Annotated in this window: 19 protein-coding genes; 1 reads left to right on the top strand and 18 read right to left on the bottom strand. The window is 67.7% G+C overall.

From position 1 onward, the window contains the following. The first annotated feature begins 177 nt into the window (after positions 1-177). Positions 178-372: a heavy-metal-associated domain-containing protein gene (locus tag K5L94_RS10485; protein WP_053449609.1), complete on the top strand. Its 195-nt coding sequence runs from the start codon at positions 178-180 to the stop codon at positions 370-372. 79 nt (positions 373-451) lie between these two features. On the opposite strand, the gene cueR is transcribed toward K5L94_RS10485, so the two are convergent. The 18 genes from cueR to K5L94_RS10395 form a co-directional block, all read right to left on the bottom strand. Beyond that, positions 452-907, bottom strand: coding sequence for a Cu(I)-responsive transcriptional regulator (gene cueR, locus K5L94_RS10480; protein WP_274512555.1), 456 nt, complete (start codon positions 905-907; stop codon positions 452-454). A gap of 15 nt (positions 908-922) precedes the next feature. Next, positions 923-3424, bottom strand: coding sequence for a heavy metal translocating P-type ATPase (locus tag K5L94_RS10475; protein WP_274512554.1), 2502 nt, complete (start codon positions 3422-3424; stop codon positions 923-925). A gap of 151 nt (positions 3425-3575) precedes the next feature. Beyond that, positions 3576-6533: a TonB-dependent receptor plug domain-containing protein gene (locus tag K5L94_RS10470; protein ID WP_274512553.1), complete on the bottom strand. Its 2958-nt coding sequence runs from the start codon at positions 6531-6533 to the stop codon at positions 3576-3578. Positions 6534-6830: 297 nt separating this feature from the next. Continuing rightward, complete coding sequence (locus K5L94_RS10465) at positions 6831-7373, bottom strand: hypothetical protein (protein ID WP_053451294.1); 543 nt, start codon at positions 7371-7373, stop codon at positions 6831-6833. A 213-nt stretch (positions 7374-7586) separates the two neighbouring features. After that, on the bottom strand, positions 7587-8318 hold the full coding sequence (locus K5L94_RS10460; protein ID WP_053449605.1) for a copper homeostasis protein CutC: 732 nt from the start codon (positions 8316-8318) through the stop codon (positions 7587-7589). Then, positions 8315-9313, bottom strand: coding sequence for a glycosylasparaginase (locus tag K5L94_RS10455; RefSeq protein WP_274512552.1), 999 nt, complete (start codon positions 9311-9313; stop codon positions 8315-8317). The genes K5L94_RS10460 and K5L94_RS10455 overlap by 4 nt, the downstream gene beginning before the upstream one ends. A gap of 51 nt (positions 9314-9364) precedes the next feature. Continuing rightward, positions 9365-10387, bottom strand: a complete 1023-nt coding sequence (locus tag K5L94_RS10450; protein ID WP_053449603.1) for a glucokinase — start codon at positions 10385-10387, stop codon at positions 9365-9367. An 84-nt stretch (positions 10388-10471) separates the two neighbouring features. Further along, positions 10472-10756 carry a hypothetical protein gene (locus K5L94_RS10445; RefSeq protein WP_006436871.1) on the bottom strand — a complete coding sequence of 95 codons (285 nt, stop codon included), beginning with the start codon at positions 10754-10756 and terminating at the stop codon, positions 10472-10474. Between the two features lie 35 nt (positions 10757-10791). Then, a complete protein-coding gene (locus tag K5L94_RS10440; protein WP_053449602.1) occupies positions 10792-12381 on the bottom strand; it encodes a calcineurin-like phosphoesterase C-terminal domain-containing protein in 1590 nt (529 codons plus the stop codon). A 99-nt stretch (positions 12382-12480) separates the two neighbouring features. Further along, entirely contained in the window at positions 12481-13101 is a 621-nt protein-coding gene (gene hisIE / locus K5L94_RS10435) for a bifunctional phosphoribosyl-AMP cyclohydrolase/phosphoribosyl-ATP diphosphatase HisIE (RefSeq protein ID WP_053449601.1), read from the bottom strand. Further along, complete coding sequence (hisF, locus tag K5L94_RS10430; RefSeq protein WP_053449600.1) at positions 13091-13867, bottom strand: imidazole glycerol phosphate synthase subunit HisF; 777 nt, start codon at positions 13865-13867, stop codon at positions 13091-13093. The genes hisIE and hisF overlap by 11 nt, the downstream gene beginning before the upstream one ends. Continuing rightward, positions 13861-14595, bottom strand: coding sequence for a 1-(5-phosphoribosyl)-5-[(5-phosphoribosylamino)methylideneamino]imidazole-4-carboxamide isomerase (gene hisA / locus K5L94_RS10425; protein WP_053449599.1), 735 nt, complete (start codon positions 14593-14595; stop codon positions 13861-13863). Before hisA ends, hisF begins: the two co-directional genes overlap by 7 nt. Continuing rightward, positions 14592-15194: an imidazole glycerol phosphate synthase subunit HisH gene (gene hisH, locus K5L94_RS10420; protein ID WP_008268504.1), complete on the bottom strand. Its 603-nt coding sequence runs from the start codon at positions 15192-15194 to the stop codon at positions 14592-14594. The genes hisA and hisH overlap by 4 nt, the downstream gene beginning before the upstream one ends. After that, positions 15191-16264, bottom strand: a complete 1074-nt coding sequence (hisB, locus tag K5L94_RS10415; RefSeq protein ID WP_053449598.1) for a bifunctional histidinol-phosphatase/imidazoleglycerol-phosphate dehydratase HisB — start codon at positions 16262-16264, stop codon at positions 15191-15193. The genes hisH and hisB overlap by 4 nt, the downstream gene beginning before the upstream one ends. Then, on the bottom strand, positions 16261-17352 hold the full coding sequence (gene hisC, locus K5L94_RS10410; RefSeq protein ID WP_053449597.1) for a histidinol-phosphate transaminase: 1092 nt from the start codon (positions 17350-17352) through the stop codon (positions 16261-16263). Before hisC ends, hisB begins: the two co-directional genes overlap by 4 nt. Beyond that, a complete protein-coding gene (hisD, locus tag K5L94_RS10405) occupies positions 17349-18644 on the bottom strand; it encodes a histidinol dehydrogenase (protein WP_274512551.1) in 1296 nt (431 codons plus the stop codon). The genes hisC and hisD overlap by 4 nt, the downstream gene beginning before the upstream one ends. Then, positions 18641-19552, bottom strand: a complete 912-nt coding sequence (gene hisG / locus K5L94_RS10400; protein WP_274512549.1) for an ATP phosphoribosyltransferase — start codon at positions 19550-19552, stop codon at positions 18641-18643. The genes hisD and hisG overlap by 4 nt, the downstream gene beginning before the upstream one ends. Positions 19553-19586: 34 nt before the next feature. Then, positions 19587-19895: a YerC/YecD family TrpR-related protein gene (locus K5L94_RS10395; protein WP_008267046.1), complete on the bottom strand. Its 309-nt coding sequence runs from the start codon at positions 19893-19895 to the stop codon at positions 19587-19589. Positions 19896-20065 lie beyond the last annotated feature (170 nt).

Below are 20065 nucleotides of genomic sequence, written 5' to 3'. Positions count from 1 at the left end.
CCGGGTTGCCCGGGCCTGCCCCGGCGCAATCCACGCCCCGCTCCGGCGGGGACGTTCCTCCACGGCAGCCGCGCTGGTACAGGTGGCTGCCGTTTTCACTTCAGCCCAGCGCTTGACCCTGCCATCGTTGGAAGGTGCACACTGGCTCCACCCCCAAGAGCACCGAAGGAGCTACAGATGGAATTCCATGTCGACGGCATGACCTGCGGCGGCTGCGCACGCAGCGTGACCCGCGCCATCCAGCAGATCGATCCGAATGCCAGCGTGGTCGCCGATCCGCCGACCGGCCTGGTCAAGGTGCAGACCACCGCATCGCAGGAGCAGGTCTTCGCCGCAGTGAACGATGCCGGTTTCCCGCCGCGTACTCCCTGACCTGCCACCCTGCCCCGCAACACCAGGCCCACCGGGTGCAACTGCACCCGGCGGGCTTTTTCATGCATGCGGTGTGGGTTCAATGCTTGTGCGCGCGCCGCCGCACCGCGCCGGTCTTCGCTGCATCGACCGGCACCGGCAACTCGTCGCCGTCACCCAGCCGCTGCAGGATCGGGCACTCCGGGCGCTCGTCACCCGCGCAGCAGCTGATCAGCGACTTCAGCGTGTCGGCCATCTGCCGCATGCTTTCGATACGCTGTTCCAGGTCGGCAATGTGCTGCTCGGCCAGGCGCTTGACGTCGGCACTGTGCCGCGAGGTGTCGTTCCACAGACCCAGCAGGTCAGTGATTTCGGCCACCTGGAAGCCGAGATCGCGGGCGCGGCGGATGAAACGCAGGCGGTGGATGTCCGCCTGCGAGTACGCGCGATAGCCCGACTCGGTACGATCGGCCGCAGGAATCAGGCCGATCTGCTCGTAGTAGCGGATCATCTTCGCCGAAACACTGGAGGCCTTGGCAGCTTCACCGATGTTCATGCGGCTCTCTCCTTTTCAATGGCTCGCGGCGGGGGCGTCCGCCATCGGCGCCTGGAAGCGGCGCAGGCGCAGCGCGTTGCCCAGCACGAACACGCTGGACAAGGCCATGGCACCGGCCGCGAACACCGGCGACAGCAGCACGCCCCAGACCGGGTACAGCACACCTGCCGCGACCGGGATCAGCGCGGTGTTGTAGGCGAAGGCCCAGAACAGGTTCTGCCGGATGTTGCCCAGCGTTGCCTTCGACAGCGCAATGGCATTCGGCACGCCCTGCAGGTTGCCCGACATCAGCACCACATCGGCCGACTCCACCGCGATGTCGGTGCCGGTACCGATCGCCAGGCCGACATCGGCCTCGGCCAGCGCCGGTGCATCGTTGATGCCGTCGCCGACGAAGGCGACGTGCCCATGCGTGGCCTTGAGCCGGCGCACCGCTTCGACCTTGCCTTCCGGCAGCACCTCGGCCACCACCTCATCAATGCCCAGCTGGCGTGCGATGGCCTGCGCGGTACCGGCATTGTCGCCGGTGATCATCGCCACCTTCAGGCCCAGCTGGTGCAACGCCGCGATTGCGGCCGGCGTGCTCGGCTTGATCGGGTCGGATACCGCGATGATCGCCGCCAGGCGTCCATCGATGGCTGCATACAGCGGCGACTTGCCCTGCGTGCCGAGGTCCGCCGCCAGCGTCGAGAACGCGGTGATGTCCACGCCAAGATCGCGCATGAAGCGATCAGCACCGACCTCGACCCGGGCTCCATCGACACGGGCGCGCACGCCCATGCCGGTGACCGATTCGAAGTCGAGCAGGGTCGACAGCGCAATGCCCTGCCCGGTCGCCGCATCAACAATGGCACGGGCAATCGGGTGCTCCGAGCGTGACTCCACTGCCGCCACCGCTGCCAGCACCGTGCTGCGATCGAAACCGTCGGCGATCTCGAGATCGGTCAATCGCGGACGCCCTTCGGTCAGCGTACCGGTCTTGTCCACCGCAACCACCTGCGCATCCTTCAGCAACTGCAGCGCTTCACCCTTGCGGAACAGCACGCCCATCTCGGCGCCTCGACCGGTACCGACCATGATCGACGTCGGCGTGGCCAGCCCCATCGCGCAGGGGCAGGCGATGATCAGTACCGCCACGGCATTGACCAGCGCGAAACTCAGCGCCGGCGACGGGCCGAAGATCAACCAGACCAGGAAGGTCGCCAGTGCGGCCAGCATCACTGCCGGCACGAACCACAGCGTGACCTTGTCGACCACCGCCTGGATCGGCAGCTTCGAGCCCTGCGCCTGCTCGACCATGCGGATGATCTGCGCCAGCATGGTCTGCGCGCCTACCGCCGTGGCTCGCACGGTCAGCGCCCCCTTCTGGTTGACGGTGCCGCCGACCACGCTGCTGCCCGGCTGCTTCTCTACCGGAATCGGCTCGCCGCTGATCATCGACTCGTCGATATAGCTGCGGCCCTCGACCACTTCGCCATCGACCGGCACACGCTCGCCCGGACGCACTTCCACCACGTCGCCACTCATCACCTCGTCGACCGGGATATCGACCGCGCGGCCGTCCCGGATCACATGCGCGACCTTGGCCTGCAGGTTGACCAGGCGCTTGATCGCCTCGGACGTGCGGCCCTTGGCGCGCGCCTCAAGCAAGCGACCGAGCAGGATCAGCGCGACGATCACCGCCGCGGCTTCGTAGTAGACGTTCACCGTGCCCGCCGGCAACAGCCTCGGCGCGAAGGTCGCCACCACCGAGTAGCCGAATGCCGCAGCGGTGCCCACCGCCACCAGCGAGTTCATGTCCGGCGCAAGCCGCAGCAGTGCCGGGAAACCCTTCTGGTAGAAACGGCGGCCGGGAATGGCCAGCACCAGCAGGGTCAGTACGAACTGCAGGTACCAGCTGGCCTGCATGCCGAGGGTGGCCATCACCCAGCCGTGCATGCCGGGAATCAGGTGCGAGCCCATTTCCAGCACGAACACCGGCAGCGCCAGCGCGGCGGCCACGATCAGGTCGCGCTTCAGTTGCGCGCGCTCGGCGTCCTTCTTTTCCGTCGCTTCGTCATCCGCTTGAACCCCAGCCTCGATGGCATGGGCGGCATAGCCGACCCTGTCGATGGCCGCCACCAGCGCGGCCACGTCGGCCACGCCACGCACCGTGGCGCGCTCGGTGGCCAGGTTCACGCTGGCTTCGCTGACACCGGGCACCGCGCGCAGCGCGCGCTCGACACGACCGACGCAAGACGCGCAGGTCATGCCCTCCACCGCCAGCTCGAGGGTCGCAGCGGGCACGTCGTAGCCCACCCGCTCCACCGCCTGGATCAGCGCGGCGCGATCGACCGGACCGGACGCACGGATATCCGCACGTTCGGTGGCCAGGTTGACCGAGACGCTGCCCACGCCCTCGACCTTGGACAGCGCCGCTTCGACCCGGCCCACGCAGCTGGCGCAGGTCATGCCCTCGATGGGCAGGCTGATGGTGGGCAGGCTGGCGGGGGCTGCGGTGGCGCGGGGTGTACTCATGATCGGATTCCCATGGATTCCTTCTGGATGCGGACAGGCTAAACCTTGCCATCGTGGGAAGGTCAAATCCAGCCTGTCCGCATTTCCTGAATGGGCATCCAGGTGTCCATATCCACGCATGGCGTGGATCTACCGCCGGAGGTGGGTCTCGTCAGAAGGTGAACACATACTCCAGTGCGAACTCGCGGCCGACCGCGCCGAGCAGGCGGGTCGGGGCGAAGTCGTAGTCCAGCTTGTACGGGTCCTTGTGGTTCCAGCTGGCCGAATTGAACGCGTTGTTGACGTAGACATTGACCTTGGCGCGTTCGGTCACCTGGTAACCCACGTTGAAGTTCCAGGTGATGAACGGCCCGACCCGGCCGTAGTAGCGCGCGGTCTGCTGGCCGGCGTTCGGGTTCGGATTGGGCGAGCCGTCCGGTCGGGTCGCCGGCTCCAGGCAGTTCAGCGACGGACTGTCACTGGGCACGTAACCATCGGCGAACGGCAGGCAGCCGCCGGGGTTGTCCAGGCGGTCGGTACCCCAGTGGTAGCGCACGCCCGGCACCGAGCCGATGCGGTCGGCATAGACATTGGCGTTCCAGTTGCCACGCTGCCAGGCCAGGCTTGCGCGCAGCTTGCTGCGCAGGTCGCGGTCGCGGCGTTCCGGGTTCGGGTCGGCGGCGTAGCGCTGTTCCTTGGTCGAGATCTGGTTGGTGTAGTTCACGCCCAGCTGGAAGCTGCCCCACTGCGCGGTCTCCAGGCGGTAGCGCGCGGTCAGGTCGATGCCGCGTACCTCGCGGCTGGCCAGGTTGAACGGGCCACGCTCGATCGACACCAGGCGTCCGTTGCTGTCACGGTTCACGCGCGCCAGGATGCCCGCGCAGTACTCGCCGCCGGCCGGATTGGCCCACGGCGTGCCGTCCATGTTCTTGCCGGTCAGGCAGCCGGCCTCGCTGGCCAGCACTTCGTCGGCACCGACGTCGACGATCATGTCTTCCAGCTTGATCGCCCAGTAATCGGCGCTGACCGACAGGTTCGGCATCACGTCCCAGACGAAGCCGACCGTCCACGAATCACCGGTTTCCGAGCGCAGCAGCGGCGTGCCGCGCCGGTTCACATCGAACGTGTACCAGACGTCGGTGTTGCCCACGCCGCAGTTGTTGACCAGGTAAGCACCGCTCTGGATGCAGCGCAGGCGGTCATAGGTCTGCACTTCGGAACTGCTCGGCTGGCCCAGCAGGTAGTGCATGTCCGGCGCGTGGAAACTGGTGGCATACGAGCCGCGCACCAGCAGCGATTCGACCGGGCGCCATTCCAGCCCGACGTTCCAGGTGGTTTCCTTCTGGCTGCCGATGTTCAGGGCCTCGGCGCTGTCGTCGGCCTTGTAGCTGCCATAGCGGTCATAGCGCGCCGCCGCGGTGGCGATCACGCTGTCCAGCAGCGGGATCTTGAACTCGATGCCGGCTGAGTAGCGCGTGCGCTCGCCGCCACCGCGGTCGACGTTCTGCAGGTCGAAGTCGATGCCGGCGCGTGGATCAGGACTGAGGTGATAACCCTGCTGCGCCACTTCGGCCACGGCGGCGAACGAAATCGGACCGGCCCAGCCCTGGACCAGTTCACCGGTGATGTCCGCCGAGGCCTGGTTGACCCACGAGCTGGCGCGATTCTTCGCCACGGTCCCCATCTGCCAGTACTGATCCGGCGTCAGCGGATTCCACCAGCGCGATTCGTTCAACGCATAGATCGCTTCACCCCCGGCGGTGGTGCCCAGACGTGGGCCGAGGAAGTAGTCGTAGGACTTCTGCTTGTCCACCACGTTCTGCCGTTCTTCCACGCGGTAGTACGAGCGCCCCACCGTCGCGCTCCAGTCGAAGCGATCGGCCAGGCGACCACGCAGGCCCGCGCTCCAATCCCAGGACAGTTCGCGGTTGGTGTTGCGCAGCGTGTCCAGGCCGCCCACTTCGTTCGGAGTGAACTGGCGCACGCCGAGGATCGGGCGGTTGCGGTTCGCATCCCAGTAGTAGCCATTGTCATCGTCGATCAGCGACACGCCGGGCGGGTTGGTGCCCCAGATGGCTTCGGAGTGATACACCGCCAGGTTGGTCCACGCCTGCAGGTCATTGCTGAAATCGAAGGTGGCGTACAGGTTGCCAGAGACGTTCTCGGCGCCGCCGGTCAACAGCCAGTTGGCGTAGTCGGCGCTCATACCGCACAGGCGGCCGGTGTTGGTGATGGTGTTGGCGGCGTAGTTGTAGACCAGGCGATCGGCGGTGTAGTACTCGCCGTTGAACTTCTCGCAGGTGCCTGCCGGCGGCGCCAGGCGCTGGCCGGTGGTGGGATCGATCAGCGCCAGGCCGGCGGTGGGTCGGAAGCCGACCTTGCGCTGTTCCATGTTCCAGGAGGGATACGGCGCGTCGTCGGCATCGTCCATCTGCGGGCGATCGCGGCCGAACAACGGATCGCGCTTGGTGTACTGCAGCGCGTAGGTCACGCTCCAGGTGTCGCCGGTCTTGCCGCCGGCCCAGGACAGGTCCCAGGTATCGCGGCCGCCTTCAGTGGAAGTACCGCCGCGCACGCGTACTTCGTCGCCGTCATAGTTGGTTTTCAGGATGACGTTGACCACGCCGGCGATCGCGTCCGAGCCATAGATGGCCGAGGCACCGCCCGTCAGCACCTCGATGCGCTCGACCGCCGCAGCCGGGATGTTGCCGTAGTTGGAGAAGTTGGTTTCACCGCCATAGGGCAGCGGGTAGTCGGCCACGCGACGGCCGTTGACCAGCAGCAGCGAGCGGTTCGGGCCCATCCCGCGCAGGTTCAGGCCGCTGGCATTGGGCGTATGCGAGCCCCACTGCGACGCCGCTTCGACGGTACCGGTTGCTTCGGTGAGGGTCTTCAGCGCGTCGTACACGCTGACAAAGCCCTCCTTCTGGATCTGCGCGGCGGTGATCACGTTGACCGGCGCCGGGCCTTCGACGCTGGCGCGCTTGATGCGCGAGCCGGTAACGGTGACCGCATCGAGATCCTTGGTGGACGAACTGGAACTTTCCTGCGCGCTGGCCGCCAGGGGCAACAGGGCCAGGACCAGAGCCTGGGACAGCAGGTGACGGCGCTTGCGGACGGACTGAGCCATGGGTGGTTGCTCTTCGAAGGTGTGGACGCACGGACGGGTGGTGGCGCGGCACTACGGCTGATCCGGGCGCCTGGATCGGTCCAGGACCGATGCGGCACCCTCCCCTGTGGATCGATCCAAACTAAAGCACAGCTGAACCACATCCGGCATGCGGCGACGCAGCAACAGGCCGCGGATTGCCGCTACCGGCCGCCGTTGGCCATGACAATCAAATAGTTGTCAGACAATGCTGAGAGAACGGCCCACGGATCGATGACACGATCGCGACAACCGCGCGCGGAACGGTTTTGTCCGCCCTCAGCGGCTTCCCTCGCCCGATTGAGCCGGGACAATACGGCCATTGCGAAGCACATAGCGGCTTGAGGCCTTTCCGTCGGGCCCGCCAGCCCACCACTTGATGGTGAACCCGTTGTTCTGCCAGACCACGGAGGAAAAGTCGGACTCACTGCCGGGTCGCCCTGAATTCTGGCTATCCAGAGACAACGCCTCAAGGCAACTACTGATCAGTATCCTGCCCCGCTCGACAGGCGTGGGCGGGATCAGTTCGTAGACGAAGAGATGAATCTCGTGCCCCGCACCGCAACGGCCCATCGGATTATCGGCGTTTGAATCGAATACCTGGTACACCGCCCGAAAGCGCTGGATTCCAACCGGATGTATGCGCGTGTCGACGAACGCACCTTTCGCAGCGGGAGTCAGCGTCACCCCGTCCACGACAGCGTCGATGCGGTTTCCCTCGGGACCGGCAGCCCTCCAGATCAATACGGGTGACTGCCCCTCTTCCGCAGCTGTTACGGCGGCGGGCAGCAAACACAGAAACAGCAAGAGCAGTCGAGGCATGCAGAAGGAGAATCGTTGCCACCAAGCGTTGGGCCCACTGTCGGCACTCCCAACCAGATCGTCCATCCCAAAGTACGGATGCCCCTGCATTCCGCTGTTTGGCGGACGGCCTGGCCATCCGCACGCGTCAAAAGCGTCACTTTTCGGCAACGCGTGCGTATCCGGGTGGGGTCAGAGCCCTGCTGCGAAGGGATCCGACCCCGGGGCTTGCGATCAGCCGTCCAGCGCTTGCCGTAGTGCCGCCACGGTCGCGGTGGCGGTCTGGCTCCAGTCCGGGTCCAGGCCGCGCAGCGCCGGATTATGGAACTGCATGGCCGAGCGTCGCAGGCCCTTGGCTGAAGCATGCAGTTCGGTACAGCCGCTGCGTCGCGCGACGCCCGCGATGTTGCCCGGGGCCAGCCCCGCGCCGGCCATCACCGTGATACGGCCAGCGGCCTGCGTGACCAGGCCCGCCAGCACCTCAGCCCCGGCCTCGGCGCTGACCTGGCCACCCGAGGTCAGCACCCGCTGGCAGCCCAGACCTATCACCTGCTCCAGCGCCGCCGGCAGATCGCGGGCTGCATCAAAAGCGCGATGGAAGGTCACCTGCAACGGCCCGGCGGCCTGCACCAGTTCACGGCACAACGGCAGGTCGATGCCACCCTGCACGTCCAGCGCACCAATCACTACGCCATCGCAGCCCAGCGCGCGGCACTGCGCGATGTCACGCAGCATCAGTTCGGTTTCCAGCGCGTCGTAATGGAAGTCGCCCGGGCGTGGCCGCACCAGCACGAACAATGGAATCGACAGGCGTTCGCGGGCAATCGCGATGCTGGCGAACGACGGCGTGGTGCCGCCCTCGGCCAGGTTGTCGAACAGCTCGATGCGGTCTGCGCCGCCGGCCTGGGCGGCCAACGCCGAAGCCAGCGAGTTGCTGGCGATCTCCAGGCTCAGTCGCGTGCTCATGCCTGGGTGCTCGTGTAGATCGATGGCGAATCGCGCAGGTCATCCTGGCGCTGCGCATCGCACACCGCGTAGACGAAGCCGCGGTGCAGTGCATAGGCACCCACCTCGCCCTGCTTGTTCATCGCCAGGAAGCACACCTGCAGCGTCCTGCTCGCTTCCGGGCGCTTGCGCACAACGCGGTCGATGGCTTCGCGGCAGGCCTGCGCCGGCGAGCGCCCCTGCCGCATCAGCTCGACCACCAGGAAAGAAGCGGCGTTGCGGATCATCTCCTCACCCACGCCCGACGCGGTGGCGGCGCCGACCTCGTTGTCGACGTACAGGCCGGCACCGATGATCGGACTGTCGCCGACCCGGCCGTGCAGCTTCCAGGCCATGCCACTGGTGGTGCAGGCACCGGCCAGGTGGCCCTTGGCATCCAGCGCGAGCATGCCGATGGTGTCGTGGTTGTCGCTGTTGCCGGGGATGCCCCGGCGCTCGGCATTGATCTGCGGCTGGTACTTCTCGGTCTTCAGCCATTCGCGCCAGGCGGCTTCGGCCTGCGGCGTCAGCAGATGTCTGCGCTCGAAACCCTGCTGCATCGCGAACTGCTGCGCGCCGTCGCCCACCAGCAGCACGTGCGGGCTGTTCTCCATCACTTTGCGCGCCACCGACACCGGATGCAGGATGTCCACCAGCGCGGCCACCGCACCGCAGCGGCCGTCACCGTCCATGATGCTGGCGTCCAGGCTCAGCACGCCGTCGCGATCCGGATTGCCGCAATGACCGACGGTGGGGTTGCACAGCTCGCTCTCGGCCCAGCGTGCGCCCGCCTCGACGGCATCCAGCGCGCTGCCCCCCTGGGCCAGCACTTTCCATGCGGCCTGGTTGGCCGGCACGCCGAAATCCCAGGTGGAAACCACCTTGGCCCCACCCTGCGTACGCGCCTGCACGCCCGGCAATGCCGCCATGCTTGCGGCCAGCGCACCGGCCTGCAGGAACTGCCTGCGATCCACCATATTCCCCTCCCAGTCTGCAATGCACGACCAGCCCGATGCCGGCCCTGCCGATCAGTCGTGCGTGGGCTGCCGTGCGGCGTGCCAGACCGCTGCACCGAGCACGCCCAGCTGGCCGTGCTCCACGCGCCATACCGGCACCTGGCGCAGCACCTCGCTCAGCACGCCCTTGTTGAGGAAGCGCGCGCGGAAGCGGCCATCGGCCAGGAAATCCTGCACATGCGCGGAAATGCCACCGGCCAGGTACACCGAGCGCGCGCCGACGGCGATCGCCGCGTCGCCGGCCAGGCTGCCCAACCAGGCACAGAACACCTGCAGGGTCTCCACCGCCAACGCATCCTCGCCACTGCGGGCGGCGCCGATCAGCGCCTCGGTGCTGGTCCACACCGGAGTGGCGCCGCGCAGTTCGCACAGGCACGGATACAGGTTCATCAGGCCACTGCCGGACAACACGCGTTCGTTGTCCACGTGCGGCCAGCGCTGCAGCAGTTTGCCCAGCACCTGCAGCTCCAGCGCGTTGCCCGCGCCGAGCGCGGCATGGCCGATCTCGCTGGCCAGCACCGGGCGTTCGCCATCGGCAAAGCGCAGTGCGGCACCGAGTCCGGTGCCGGCGCCCAGTACCAGTGCCGGGAACGCCTGCGCCGGATCGGCGTCGCCGTTCAAGGGCACCAGGGTATCGGCCTGCAGGTAAGGAATGGCCAGCGCCACCGCTTCGAAATCATTGATCAGCTGCAGTTCGTGCAGCCCCGACTGCGCGCGGCTGGCCGACAGCGACACCGTCCACGGCAGGTTGGAGTTGATCAGCACATCGCCATCGAGCAGGCCAGCAATGGCCACCACCGCGGTCTGCACCGGCTGACCAAGACCTGTGATGAAGTCGGCCAGGATCGCGGCCAGGCTTGGATACTCGGCGCAGGCATAGGTGCGATGGCTGCCCAGGCGCGGCGGCTGCCCGGCCAGCGTCTCGGCCAATGCCAGGCGAGCGAAGGTGCCGCCGACATCGGCGACAACGAGACGGCGCGGAAGACCGCCGCGGGCGGAGTCGGTGGAAACCGGGGACGCTGCTGCGATGGTCACGCGGGCCTGCTTGGATCGATTGAATCGCCCCGATTCTCAGGCATCGGGGCGGCTTTGCCTAGCACGCCGGTGGTTCAGGTTGGCCTACATGCCTTCCTGCTCGGCCACCTGCACACCATCCACCAGCACGCGCAGGCGCTGCGGGCGGAAACCGGCGAACAGCAGCGGCCGGGTACGTTCGACCAGCACTTCATGGCCGGCGATGTGGCGCAGCCACGACTGTACCAGCGAGAACGAGAAATGCGTGCCCGGGTGCCACGGATGCTGCACCCAGACCTTCTCGGTGGCGCTCTGCAGCAGCATCGCGCCGGTGAACCAGTGGCGGCTGAGGGTGACCGGCGTAGTGCCGGCCATGAAACGGATATCCATGCGGGTTCCTTTCGCTGGAGCGGCACTGCCGCGGGTCAGGGCTGGGCAGTCTGCAGGCTGTAGCTGGTGGTGGCCGTGAACACCGCACCGTCGGGCTGGGTGGAACGCACCTCGACCTTGTGGCTGCCCACGGACAGGTCGGTCGGCAGCGCGCCACGCCACAGGTGCGGCGACGCGGTGGCCTCCGGCGAGCGGTCATAGCCACGCAGCGTGACGGCCAGGTCGTCGGCAACGTTCTCCACCATCAGCCGCGGATCGGGCTGGCTGACCTGTTTCATCGGCTGCCAGGCGCCACCATCGACGCGGTACTCGACCACGCTGGTATCCTCACCCATGTAGACATTGGCGTAGATGCCCCACGCCGGGTAGGCGCCCTGGCGCAGTACCTTCGGTGCATGCAGGCCGATCTGCTCGCTGGCCGGCTTGCCGGCCACGCGGTACTGCAGGCGATAGCTGCCGTTGCCAGCGACGTCGAGCAGCGCGTAGCCCTTCGGCGTGCCATCGCTCATGGTGCTGTCCGGTACCCCGGCGGCATTCTTCACCCCCGACCAGAACGCACCGCAGTTGGCACCGACGTTGTATTCGTGCAGCGGCTTGTCGCCGTTCCAGCCCTCGGCCCTGCCGTGGTAGACGTGTTGCTGGGTGTGGCTGTGGCCGCTCAGCACCAGCACGTTGCGGAAGTCCTTGAGCAGGTCGAACAGGCGCTGGCGGTCGGCGTGACGGAACGTCTCGCGCCCCGGCGCAGCGTCGAATAGCGGGATGTGCATGCCCAGCACCAGCAGGCGGTCCTTGTGCAGGCCCTTCAGGTAGCTGGCAAGGAACGTGAACTGGTCTTCGCGCAGGCCGCCGACGTACTTCGGCTTGGCCTTGGGGTCATACACCACGTCGTCGAGGAACACGAAACTGGCGCCGCCCTCTTCCACCGCATAGGTGTCCGGGCCATAGACGTTGCGCCAGCTGTCCAGCGAATGCGCGTCGCTGGCCGCATCGAAGTCGAGATCGTGGTTGCCCGGCACATGGAACCACGGCACGCCCAGCGACGTGGTGACCTTGTTGATCGCCGGGTACAGGGCCAGGTCGTCGTTGACGATGTCGCCCAGCGTGGTGCCCATGCGCGCCTTGGTCTGGCCGACCAGCGGCGCCACGATCGACTGCTGGTAGTAGCCGATGTCCTTCAGGCTGGCAGTCTGCGAATCGGTGAACACCAGCATCTGGAAGCCACGGCGGCTGTCATGGCGGTCCGCCTGCAGGGCGAAATCCCAGTTGCGGGTGACGTCACTGGTGGCGGCGATGCCGCCGTACTTCAGCGCCGGCGAACCGTTCGGGCGATAGTGCCGCCAGAACGACGGCAGGCCGTCGGCCGCCTTCGGGAAGGCGTAGGCATCGGGCTTGATCACGAACACGGTCTGGCCATCGCGCACCGGCAGGCTGTAGCTGCCGTCGGCGGCGGTCTTGACGATGGTCTCGCCGTTGGAGACCTGCACCCCGGCCAGGCCCGGATCGGTCGCGCCCCGGCCCGGCTTGCCGTCGCGCTCCAGATAGACCTTGCCGCTGACCACGGTATCCGCGGCCCAGGCCGGCGAAGTCAGCAACAGGCAGCACAGCCAGGCGGCAGGCAGTTTCATGGGACGGTCCGGGAAAGAAGAAGACCCCCTATTGTAGAGCCGAGCCATGCTCGGCTGCATTGCAGAGGTGGGTGCGGACCGTTGGTCCGCACGCCTTCCTCAACGATGGCGCTTTTCCAGCACCGCCCGCGCATCGTCCAGCGACAGCCCGCGCGCGCGCAGCAGTACCAGCAGGTGATACAGCAGATCCGAGGCCTCGCCCAACAACGCCTCATCATCCTGCGCCACCGCCGCCAGTGCGGTTTCCACGCCCTCCTCGCCCACCTTCTGTGCGATACGGCGGATGCCGCCCTCGAACAGGCTGGTCGTGTAGCTGCCCGGCGGGCGCTGCGCCTCGCGCATCGCCACCAGCTGGCCCAGCCCGCCCAGGAAGTCCTTCGGCGCCTGGTCGAAACAGCTTTCGGCACCGGTATGGCAGGTCGGTCCCGCCGGACGTGCCATCACCAGCAGCGTATCGGCGTCGCAGTCGACACGGATCGACTGCACCACCAGCACGTTGCCGGACTGCTCGCCCTTGGTCCACAAGCGCTGCTTGCTGCGGCTGAAAAAGGTCATGTGACCGATCGCCAGCGTGGCCGCCAGCGATTCGGCGCTCACATAGCCCAGCATCAGTACCTGCAGGGTATCGGCATCCTGCACCACCGCCGGCAGCAGGCCCTCGCCCTTGCGCCAGTCCAGCGCCTGCAAGGCGTCCGGTGACGGCCTTACTTCAATAGACATCCCGCACCTCGATCTGCTGTCCGCGCAGGTAGCGCTTCAATTCCGGAATGGCGATGGCGCCGCTGTGGAACACACTGGCAGCCAAAGCGCCGTCGACGTCGGCCTGGTCGAAGGCCTCGGCGAAATGCTCCATCGCACCGGCACCCCCGGAGGCGATCAGCGGCACCTGGCACAGGGCCCGTGCCTGCTGCAGCTGGGCGATATCGTAGCCACGGCGCACGCCATCGCTGTCCATGCAGTTCAGCACGATTTCGCCGGCCCCTCGCTGCTGCGCCTCCACGATCCAGTCCAGGGTGCGCACCGGCACCGCCTGGGTCTTGTCCGGGTCGCCGCTGAAACGGCGCACCCGCCACTGGCCGTCAGCTTCGCGTACCGAGTCGACACCAACCACTACGCACTGTACGCCGAACTCGTCCGCCAGCTCGGTGATCAGCTGCGGTCGGCCCAGCGCCGGCGAGTTGATCGACACCTTGTCGGCGCCGGCGAACAGCACGCGGCGCGCGGTTTCCACGCTGTCGATGCCACCGGCCACGCAGAACGGAATGTCGATCAGGCGCGCGATGCGCTCGATCCAGGCCACGTCCACCGAACGTGCCTCGGGGCTGGCGCCGATGTCATAGAACACCAGCTCGTCGGCGCCCTGGTCGCGATAGCGCTGTGCCAGCTCGGCGATGTCGCCCATGTCGACGTGATCGCGGAAGCGCACGCCCTTGACCACGCGCCCATCGCGCACATCCAGGCAGGGAATGATGCGGCGGCTCAACATGCCAGCGCCTCCGCCAGGTCCATGCGCTGCTCCAGCAAGGCCTTGCCGAGGATGGCGCCGCCGCAGCCGGCATCACGCGCCTCGCCGACATCGGCTACGTCACGGATGCCGCCTGACGCCTGCACGGCCACGCCCGGCAATAGCGCCGAGAGGTGCGCGTACAGCCCGATGTTCGGCCCGGCCAGCATGCCGTCGCGGGCGATATCGGTGCACAGCAGGTGGCGCATGCCGGCACGCGCGTAGCGCAGGGCCAGGTCATCCAGCGTCACCCCCGCGTTCTCGGTCCAGCCGTGCACCGGCAGCTGCCACTGGCCCTGTGCATTCTGCCGCGCGTCCAGCGCAATGGTGATGCGTTCGGCGCCGAACTCATCGAGCCATCCGACCACCTCATCGGGGCGGCGCACCGCCAGCGAACCGACCACCACGCGACCGGCGCCGGCATCAAGAATGCGTGCCACGTCGTCGCGGCCACGCACGCCACCGCCGGTCTGCACCTGCAGCGTCGTCTGCGCGCGGATCGCCGCCAGCAACGCTGCCAGGGTGTAGCCACCGGCACGCGCCGCATCCAGGTCAACCAGGTGCATCCACTGCGCGCCCTGCGCGGCGAAGGCCTGCGCGCGCGGCAATGGATCATCGCCATACGAGGTCTCCTGCGCGTAGTCGCCCTGGCGCAGCCGCACCACGCGGCCATCACGGATGTCCAGCGCTGGGTAGACGATGAAGCTCATGCAGCAGTGCCCTCGAGGAAGTTGCGCAGCATCAGTGAACCGGTTTCGCCCGAGCGCTCGGGATGGAACTGCGCGCCGTAATAGCGCCCCTGCTCCACCACGGCCGTGAACAGGCCCCCGTGGTCGCAGGCGGCGACGGTGTGGGTGTTGAGTGGCGCGGCATAGCTGTGCACGAAGTAGGCGCTGGCGCGCTCCGGTACGCCCTGCAGCAGCAGCGATTCGCGCAGCGGCAGCAGGCGGTTCCAGCCCATGTGCGGCACGCGGATGCCGCAGGCTGGCACCAGCTTGCGCACTACCCCGGGAATCAGCCCCAGTGTCTCCACGCCCGCTTCCTCGGAACGCTCGAACAGCAGCTGCATGCCCAGGCAGATGCCCATCAGCGGCACCTCCAGTCGCTGCAACGGCTCCACCAGCCCCTGCGCATGCAGGCGCTGCATGCCCGGGCCTGCGGCACCCACGCCCGGCAGAATCACCCGCTGCGCGCCGACCAGGCCGTCCGCATCACGCACCAGCCGTACCGTCGCCCCCAGGCGCTCGAGCGCATAGCGCACCGAGCCCAGGTTGGCGCCGCCGGCATCGATCAGCGCGACGTCGCTCACAACGCCCCCTTGGTGCTCGGCAACGCCGTACCCTGGCGGGCCAGTGCCGGGCGCAACGCGCGCGCCAGGGCCTTGAAGCAGGCCTCCACTTTGTGGTGATCGTTGTCGCCGCGCACCTGCAGGTTGAGGTTCAGGCCACTGGCATCGCACAGCGAGCGGAAGAAATGCGGTACCAGCTCGGTTGGCATGTCGCCCACCCGCTCGCGCTTGAATTCGCCCTCGAACACGAAGTACGGGCGTCCGCTGAAATCCAGCGCGGCGCTGGCCAGCGTTTCATCCATCGGCAGAGTGAAGCCGTAGCGGCCAATGCCGCGTTTGTCGCCCAGTGCTTCGCGCAGCGCCTGCCCCAGGGCAAGACCCGTGTCTTCGATGGTGTGGTGCTCGTCGATGTGCAGGTCGCCCTCGGCCTGGATGTCCAGCGCGAAGCCACCGTGCTTTCCGATCTGTTCGAGCATGTGGTCGAAGAACGGCAGGCCGGTGGCGACGCGCGCATCACCGGCACGGTCCAGATCGAGTTCAACGCGGATCTTCGTCTCTTTGGTGTTGCGCTGGACCACTGCGGTACGCGGTGCGTCGGCCAGGGCGTGGGCGATGCCCGGCCAGTCCCACTCACCACCAAATTGTTCGGTGCGCAGCTGGAAGCCACGGATGTTCAGGTTGTCGGCGAACTGCAGGTCGGTGATGCGATCGCCGACCATGCCCGAACGCGCCCAATCGATGCTGCGGTCCTGCAGGTAAGCCGTCATCAGGCCGATGCCCGGCTTGCGGGTCGGCGCATTGTCCTGCGGCCAGCTGCAGTCGATCAGGACGTCACGGAAGGTGATGCCCTGGCTTTCGAAGATCTGCAGCATCAGGTCGTTGGGACCCTCGAAGCTGGCACGCGGATAGCTCTCGCTGCCCAGGCCATCCTGGTTGGTGACGATCACGAACTGGTAGCCGGCGTCGCGCAGCTTCAGCAGCGCCGGAATCACCTGCGGCACGAAGCGCAGCTTCTCGTAGGCGTCGATCTGGAAGTCGGCCGGCTCCTCGATGAGGGTGCCGTCGCGGTCGATGAACAGGATCGGGGTCATGCCGCGGCCCTCCGCGCCGACAGGGCCGCAAGCACGCGGTCATTGTCTTCGGGGCTGCCGATGCTGATGCGCAGCGCGTCGCCCAGCTGCGGCGCGGCGCGCTGGTCACGCACCACCACCCCGGCTTCCAGCAACGTGTCGAATGCGGCCTGCGCGTCGGCGAAGCGGACCAGCAGGTAGTTGCCGGCCGAGCGGTAAACACGGCGCACGCCGGGTAGACCTGGCAAGGCGGCAAACAGGCGCTTACGCTCGCCGATGACCGTGGCCACGCGCTCGGCGGTGCGCGCCAGAGCAGCCGGTTGCAGGGCCTGCACGGCCAGTTCCGCACATGGGGTCGGCACCGGGTAAGGCGCCTGGCAACGGCGCAGCACGGCGATCAGATCCGGTGCGGCAATGAGGGCTCCGACGCGCGCCGCAGCCAGTGCATGCGCCTTGGACAACGTGCGCAGCACCGCCAGGTTGGCATGCGCGGCCAACAGCGTAGTCGCAGATGCACGCTGCGCGTACTCGACGTAGGCCTCGTCCACGACCACCAGCGCTTGCCCACGGAGTGCAGTCGCCACGCGCTCGATCTCGGCCAGGCTCATATCGCTGCCAGCCGGGTTGGAGGGCGCACACAGGAAGACCAGCCTGGCGCTCTGCTCCCGTGCCGTGCGGATGACCGCATCGAGATCGGCGCGCAAGCCATCCTCGCCATCGACCAGCGGCACATCAATCAACGGCGCACCCTGCAGTCGCGCGCAGACGGCATACATGCCGAACACCGGCGAGGTCACCAGCACGCCATCGCGACCCGGCACGCACAGGGCGCGCACCAGCAGATCGATGGCTTCGTCACTGCCACGGCCGACCAGCAGCTGCTGCGGCGTCACGCCGTACAGCGCTGCCAGGCCCTCACGCAGCGCCAACGGCTGCGGTTCCGGATAGCGCCGGCTGCTGCCTGCGGCATCGGCCGGATTGGCCCAGGCCGATTCGTTGGCGTTCAACCAGACCTCACCCTGCACCGCCGCGCTGCGCGCCGAGCTGTAGCCGGCGAAGGCCTGCAGATCCGGGCGCACCAGCGCCAGCACATCGTCAATGGCGCTCATGCCGCCACCTCCATGCGCAGCGCCACCGCACGCTCATGCGCATCCAGTCCTTCGGCACGGGCGATGATGCGCGCGCAGCCACCAATCGCTGCCAGGCCGTCGGCGCTGGCACTCTGCACGCTGATCAGGTTCTGGAAGCTGGCCACGCTGACACCACTGTAGGCACGCGCGGCACCGGCGGTAGGCAGCACGTGGTTGGTACCACTGCAGTAGTCGCCCAGTGCTTCCGGGGTGTAGTCGCCGAGGAACACCGAGCCGGCGGCCTGCACCTGGCCCAGCCAGTCGCGCGGTTCGCGCAGGGCCAGGATCAGGTGCTCGGGCGCATAGCGGTTGCTGATCGCAAAGGCCTCGTCCAACGTCTCGACCTGGATCAGCCGCGACGCCGACAATGCCTGGCGCGCGATCTGCTGCCGCGGCAGCAATGCCACCTGGCGCTCTACTTCCGCCTCAACCGCGGCCAGCATCGCCGCGTCATCGGTCAGCAGCAGCACCTGCGAATCCGGGCCGTGCTCGGCCTGCGACAACAGATCGGCAGCGACGAACGCTGGGGTGGCGCCGGCATCGGCAATCACCAGCACTTCCGACGGGCCCGCCGGCATGTCGATGGCGGCGGCGCCGCCCTGCGCGACCTGCTGCTTGGCTTCGGTGACGAAGCTGTTACCCGGCCCGAACAGCTTGTCGCAGGCCGGGATGGTGGCGGTGCCATAGGCCATCGCGGCGATCGCCTGCGCGCCGCCGAGCTTGAACACGCGCTGCACGCCGGTCAGGCGGGCGGCTACCAGCACCGCCGGATCGGCGCTGCCATCGGCACGCGGCGGCGTGCACAGCACCACCTGCGGGCACCCGGCCAGCTGTGCCGGCACGCCCAGCATCAGTGCCGTGGACGGCAGCGGCGCGCTGCCCGCCGGCACATACAGGCCGACGCGGCCGATCGGCCGCAGCATGCGTTCACAGACCACGCCCGGCGCGGTCTCCACCGCGTATCCCGTGCCCATGCCGGCGGCGTGGAAGCGCGCGATGCGCTCGGCGGCGTCCACCATCGCCTGGCGCAGTTCGGCCGGCACGGCGGCTTCGGCAGCAGCGAATTCGGCTTCGGAAACTTCAAACGAGGCCAGCTCGACACCATCGAAGCGCGCGGTGATCGCACGCAGCGCGTCGTCGCCCTGTGCACGCACCTGCGCGATCAGCGCGGCCACGGCATCGCGGGTCTGCTGCGCCACGGTCTGCACCGGGCGGGTCAATGCCGCGCTGCGGGCGGGCTCATCAAGTCGGGACCAGATCAGACGGTTCATGCCAGCGACCGCTCCACGCTCAGTACCATCAGGCCCTGCGCACCGGCGCGCTCGAGTTCTTCCATGCGCTGCCAGCTCAACGGGCCGGGGCACATGGTCTGCAGGCGCAGCGCGCCGCCATCGGCCGGCAGCCGCACCAATGGTTCGGCATCAGCCAGCAGCTGTGCCAGCGCATCGACGCGATCCTCGCTGGCGCGGAACATCAGCAGCTTGCGGTCCTGGTGCTGCACCACGCCATCGAGGCGGCGCAGCAGCATCGCGCGCAGCGAGGCGCGCGCATCGTCCGGCTCGCGCACCGCACCGGCCAGCACCGCTTCGCTGTCGAGCAGGTTGTGCACCGGGGTCAACTGGTTGGCGCGCAGCGTGGCGCCGCTGGACACCAGATCGCAGATCAGGTCGGCGGTGCCCAGGCGCGGAGCGATTTCCACCGAACCGGACAGCTCGACCACCTGTGCGTCCACGCCCTGCTCGGCCAGCCACTGCGTGAGGATGGCCGGATAGCTGGTGGCGATGCGGGTACCGGCCAGCTGCGCCGGACCCTGCCACTGCCATTCCTCGGGCACCGCCAGCATCAGCCGGCACTGGCCAAAGCCCAGCCCGCGCAGCGCCTGGTAGGCGTCGGGCAGGCCGATCTGGCGGCGTGCCGCGGCCTGTTCGTCCAGCTCGTTGCGACCGACGATGCCGAGGTCGCAGACGCCGTCGGCGATCAGGCCGGGGATGTCGTCGTCGCGCACCAGCAGCAGGTCCACCGGCAGCGATTCGCCGTAGCAGAACAGCTTGTCACGGCTCTCGCGCCAGCTCAAGCCGCAGGCGCTGAGCAGGTTGCGGGCGGGTTCGGCCAGCCGGCCACTCTTCTGGATGGCGATACGCAACCGGTCTCGTGCCGGCGCTGCCTGGGTTGCACTCATGGGGGAGGTCTCGAAGGTCGGAACGGGGCGCGGATCAGCGCGAAGCAAGGCGGTCAATGGCGGCGGCATAGCCTCGATGCCCATGTTCGAGCGTGCGCGCCACCCGTCCGGTGGTGGTCACGCTGACGCCGGTGCGCTCGTGGATCTCGCGGTACGGCACGCCCTGCTGCAGTAGGGGCACCACCTTCCAGCGGTCGGCCATGGCTTCCAGCTCGGCCGGCGTGCACAGGTCGCGCAGGAAGGCCTCGACCTGTTCTGGCTCGCGCAGCGCGGCAAAGGCCTGGGCCAGGGCCTGCAGGTCGGCCTTCGGGTCTTTGGCGGCAATCTCGGGGCGGGCTTTCACGGGGTCGTTTCCATGCATCAATGTAATAGCGCGTTAGTACATTAACGCATTCTTGCGCAGTGCGTCAAATCGTGGATTGGGGGCATGGCAGGGCTGCCGCCCTGCACCCGCAGAGGCCTGAGCAACGGCAAAAGCCGGGCTACTGAAAGCCGGGCTACTGAGGGTTGGCG

This window comes from Stenotrophomonas forensis (genome assembly GCF_028752115.1).
Lineage (GTDB): Bacteria > Pseudomonadota > Gammaproteobacteria > Xanthomonadales > Xanthomonadaceae > Stenotrophomonas > Stenotrophomonas forensis.
This window is presented reverse-complemented; position numbering and strand designations above follow the sequence as displayed.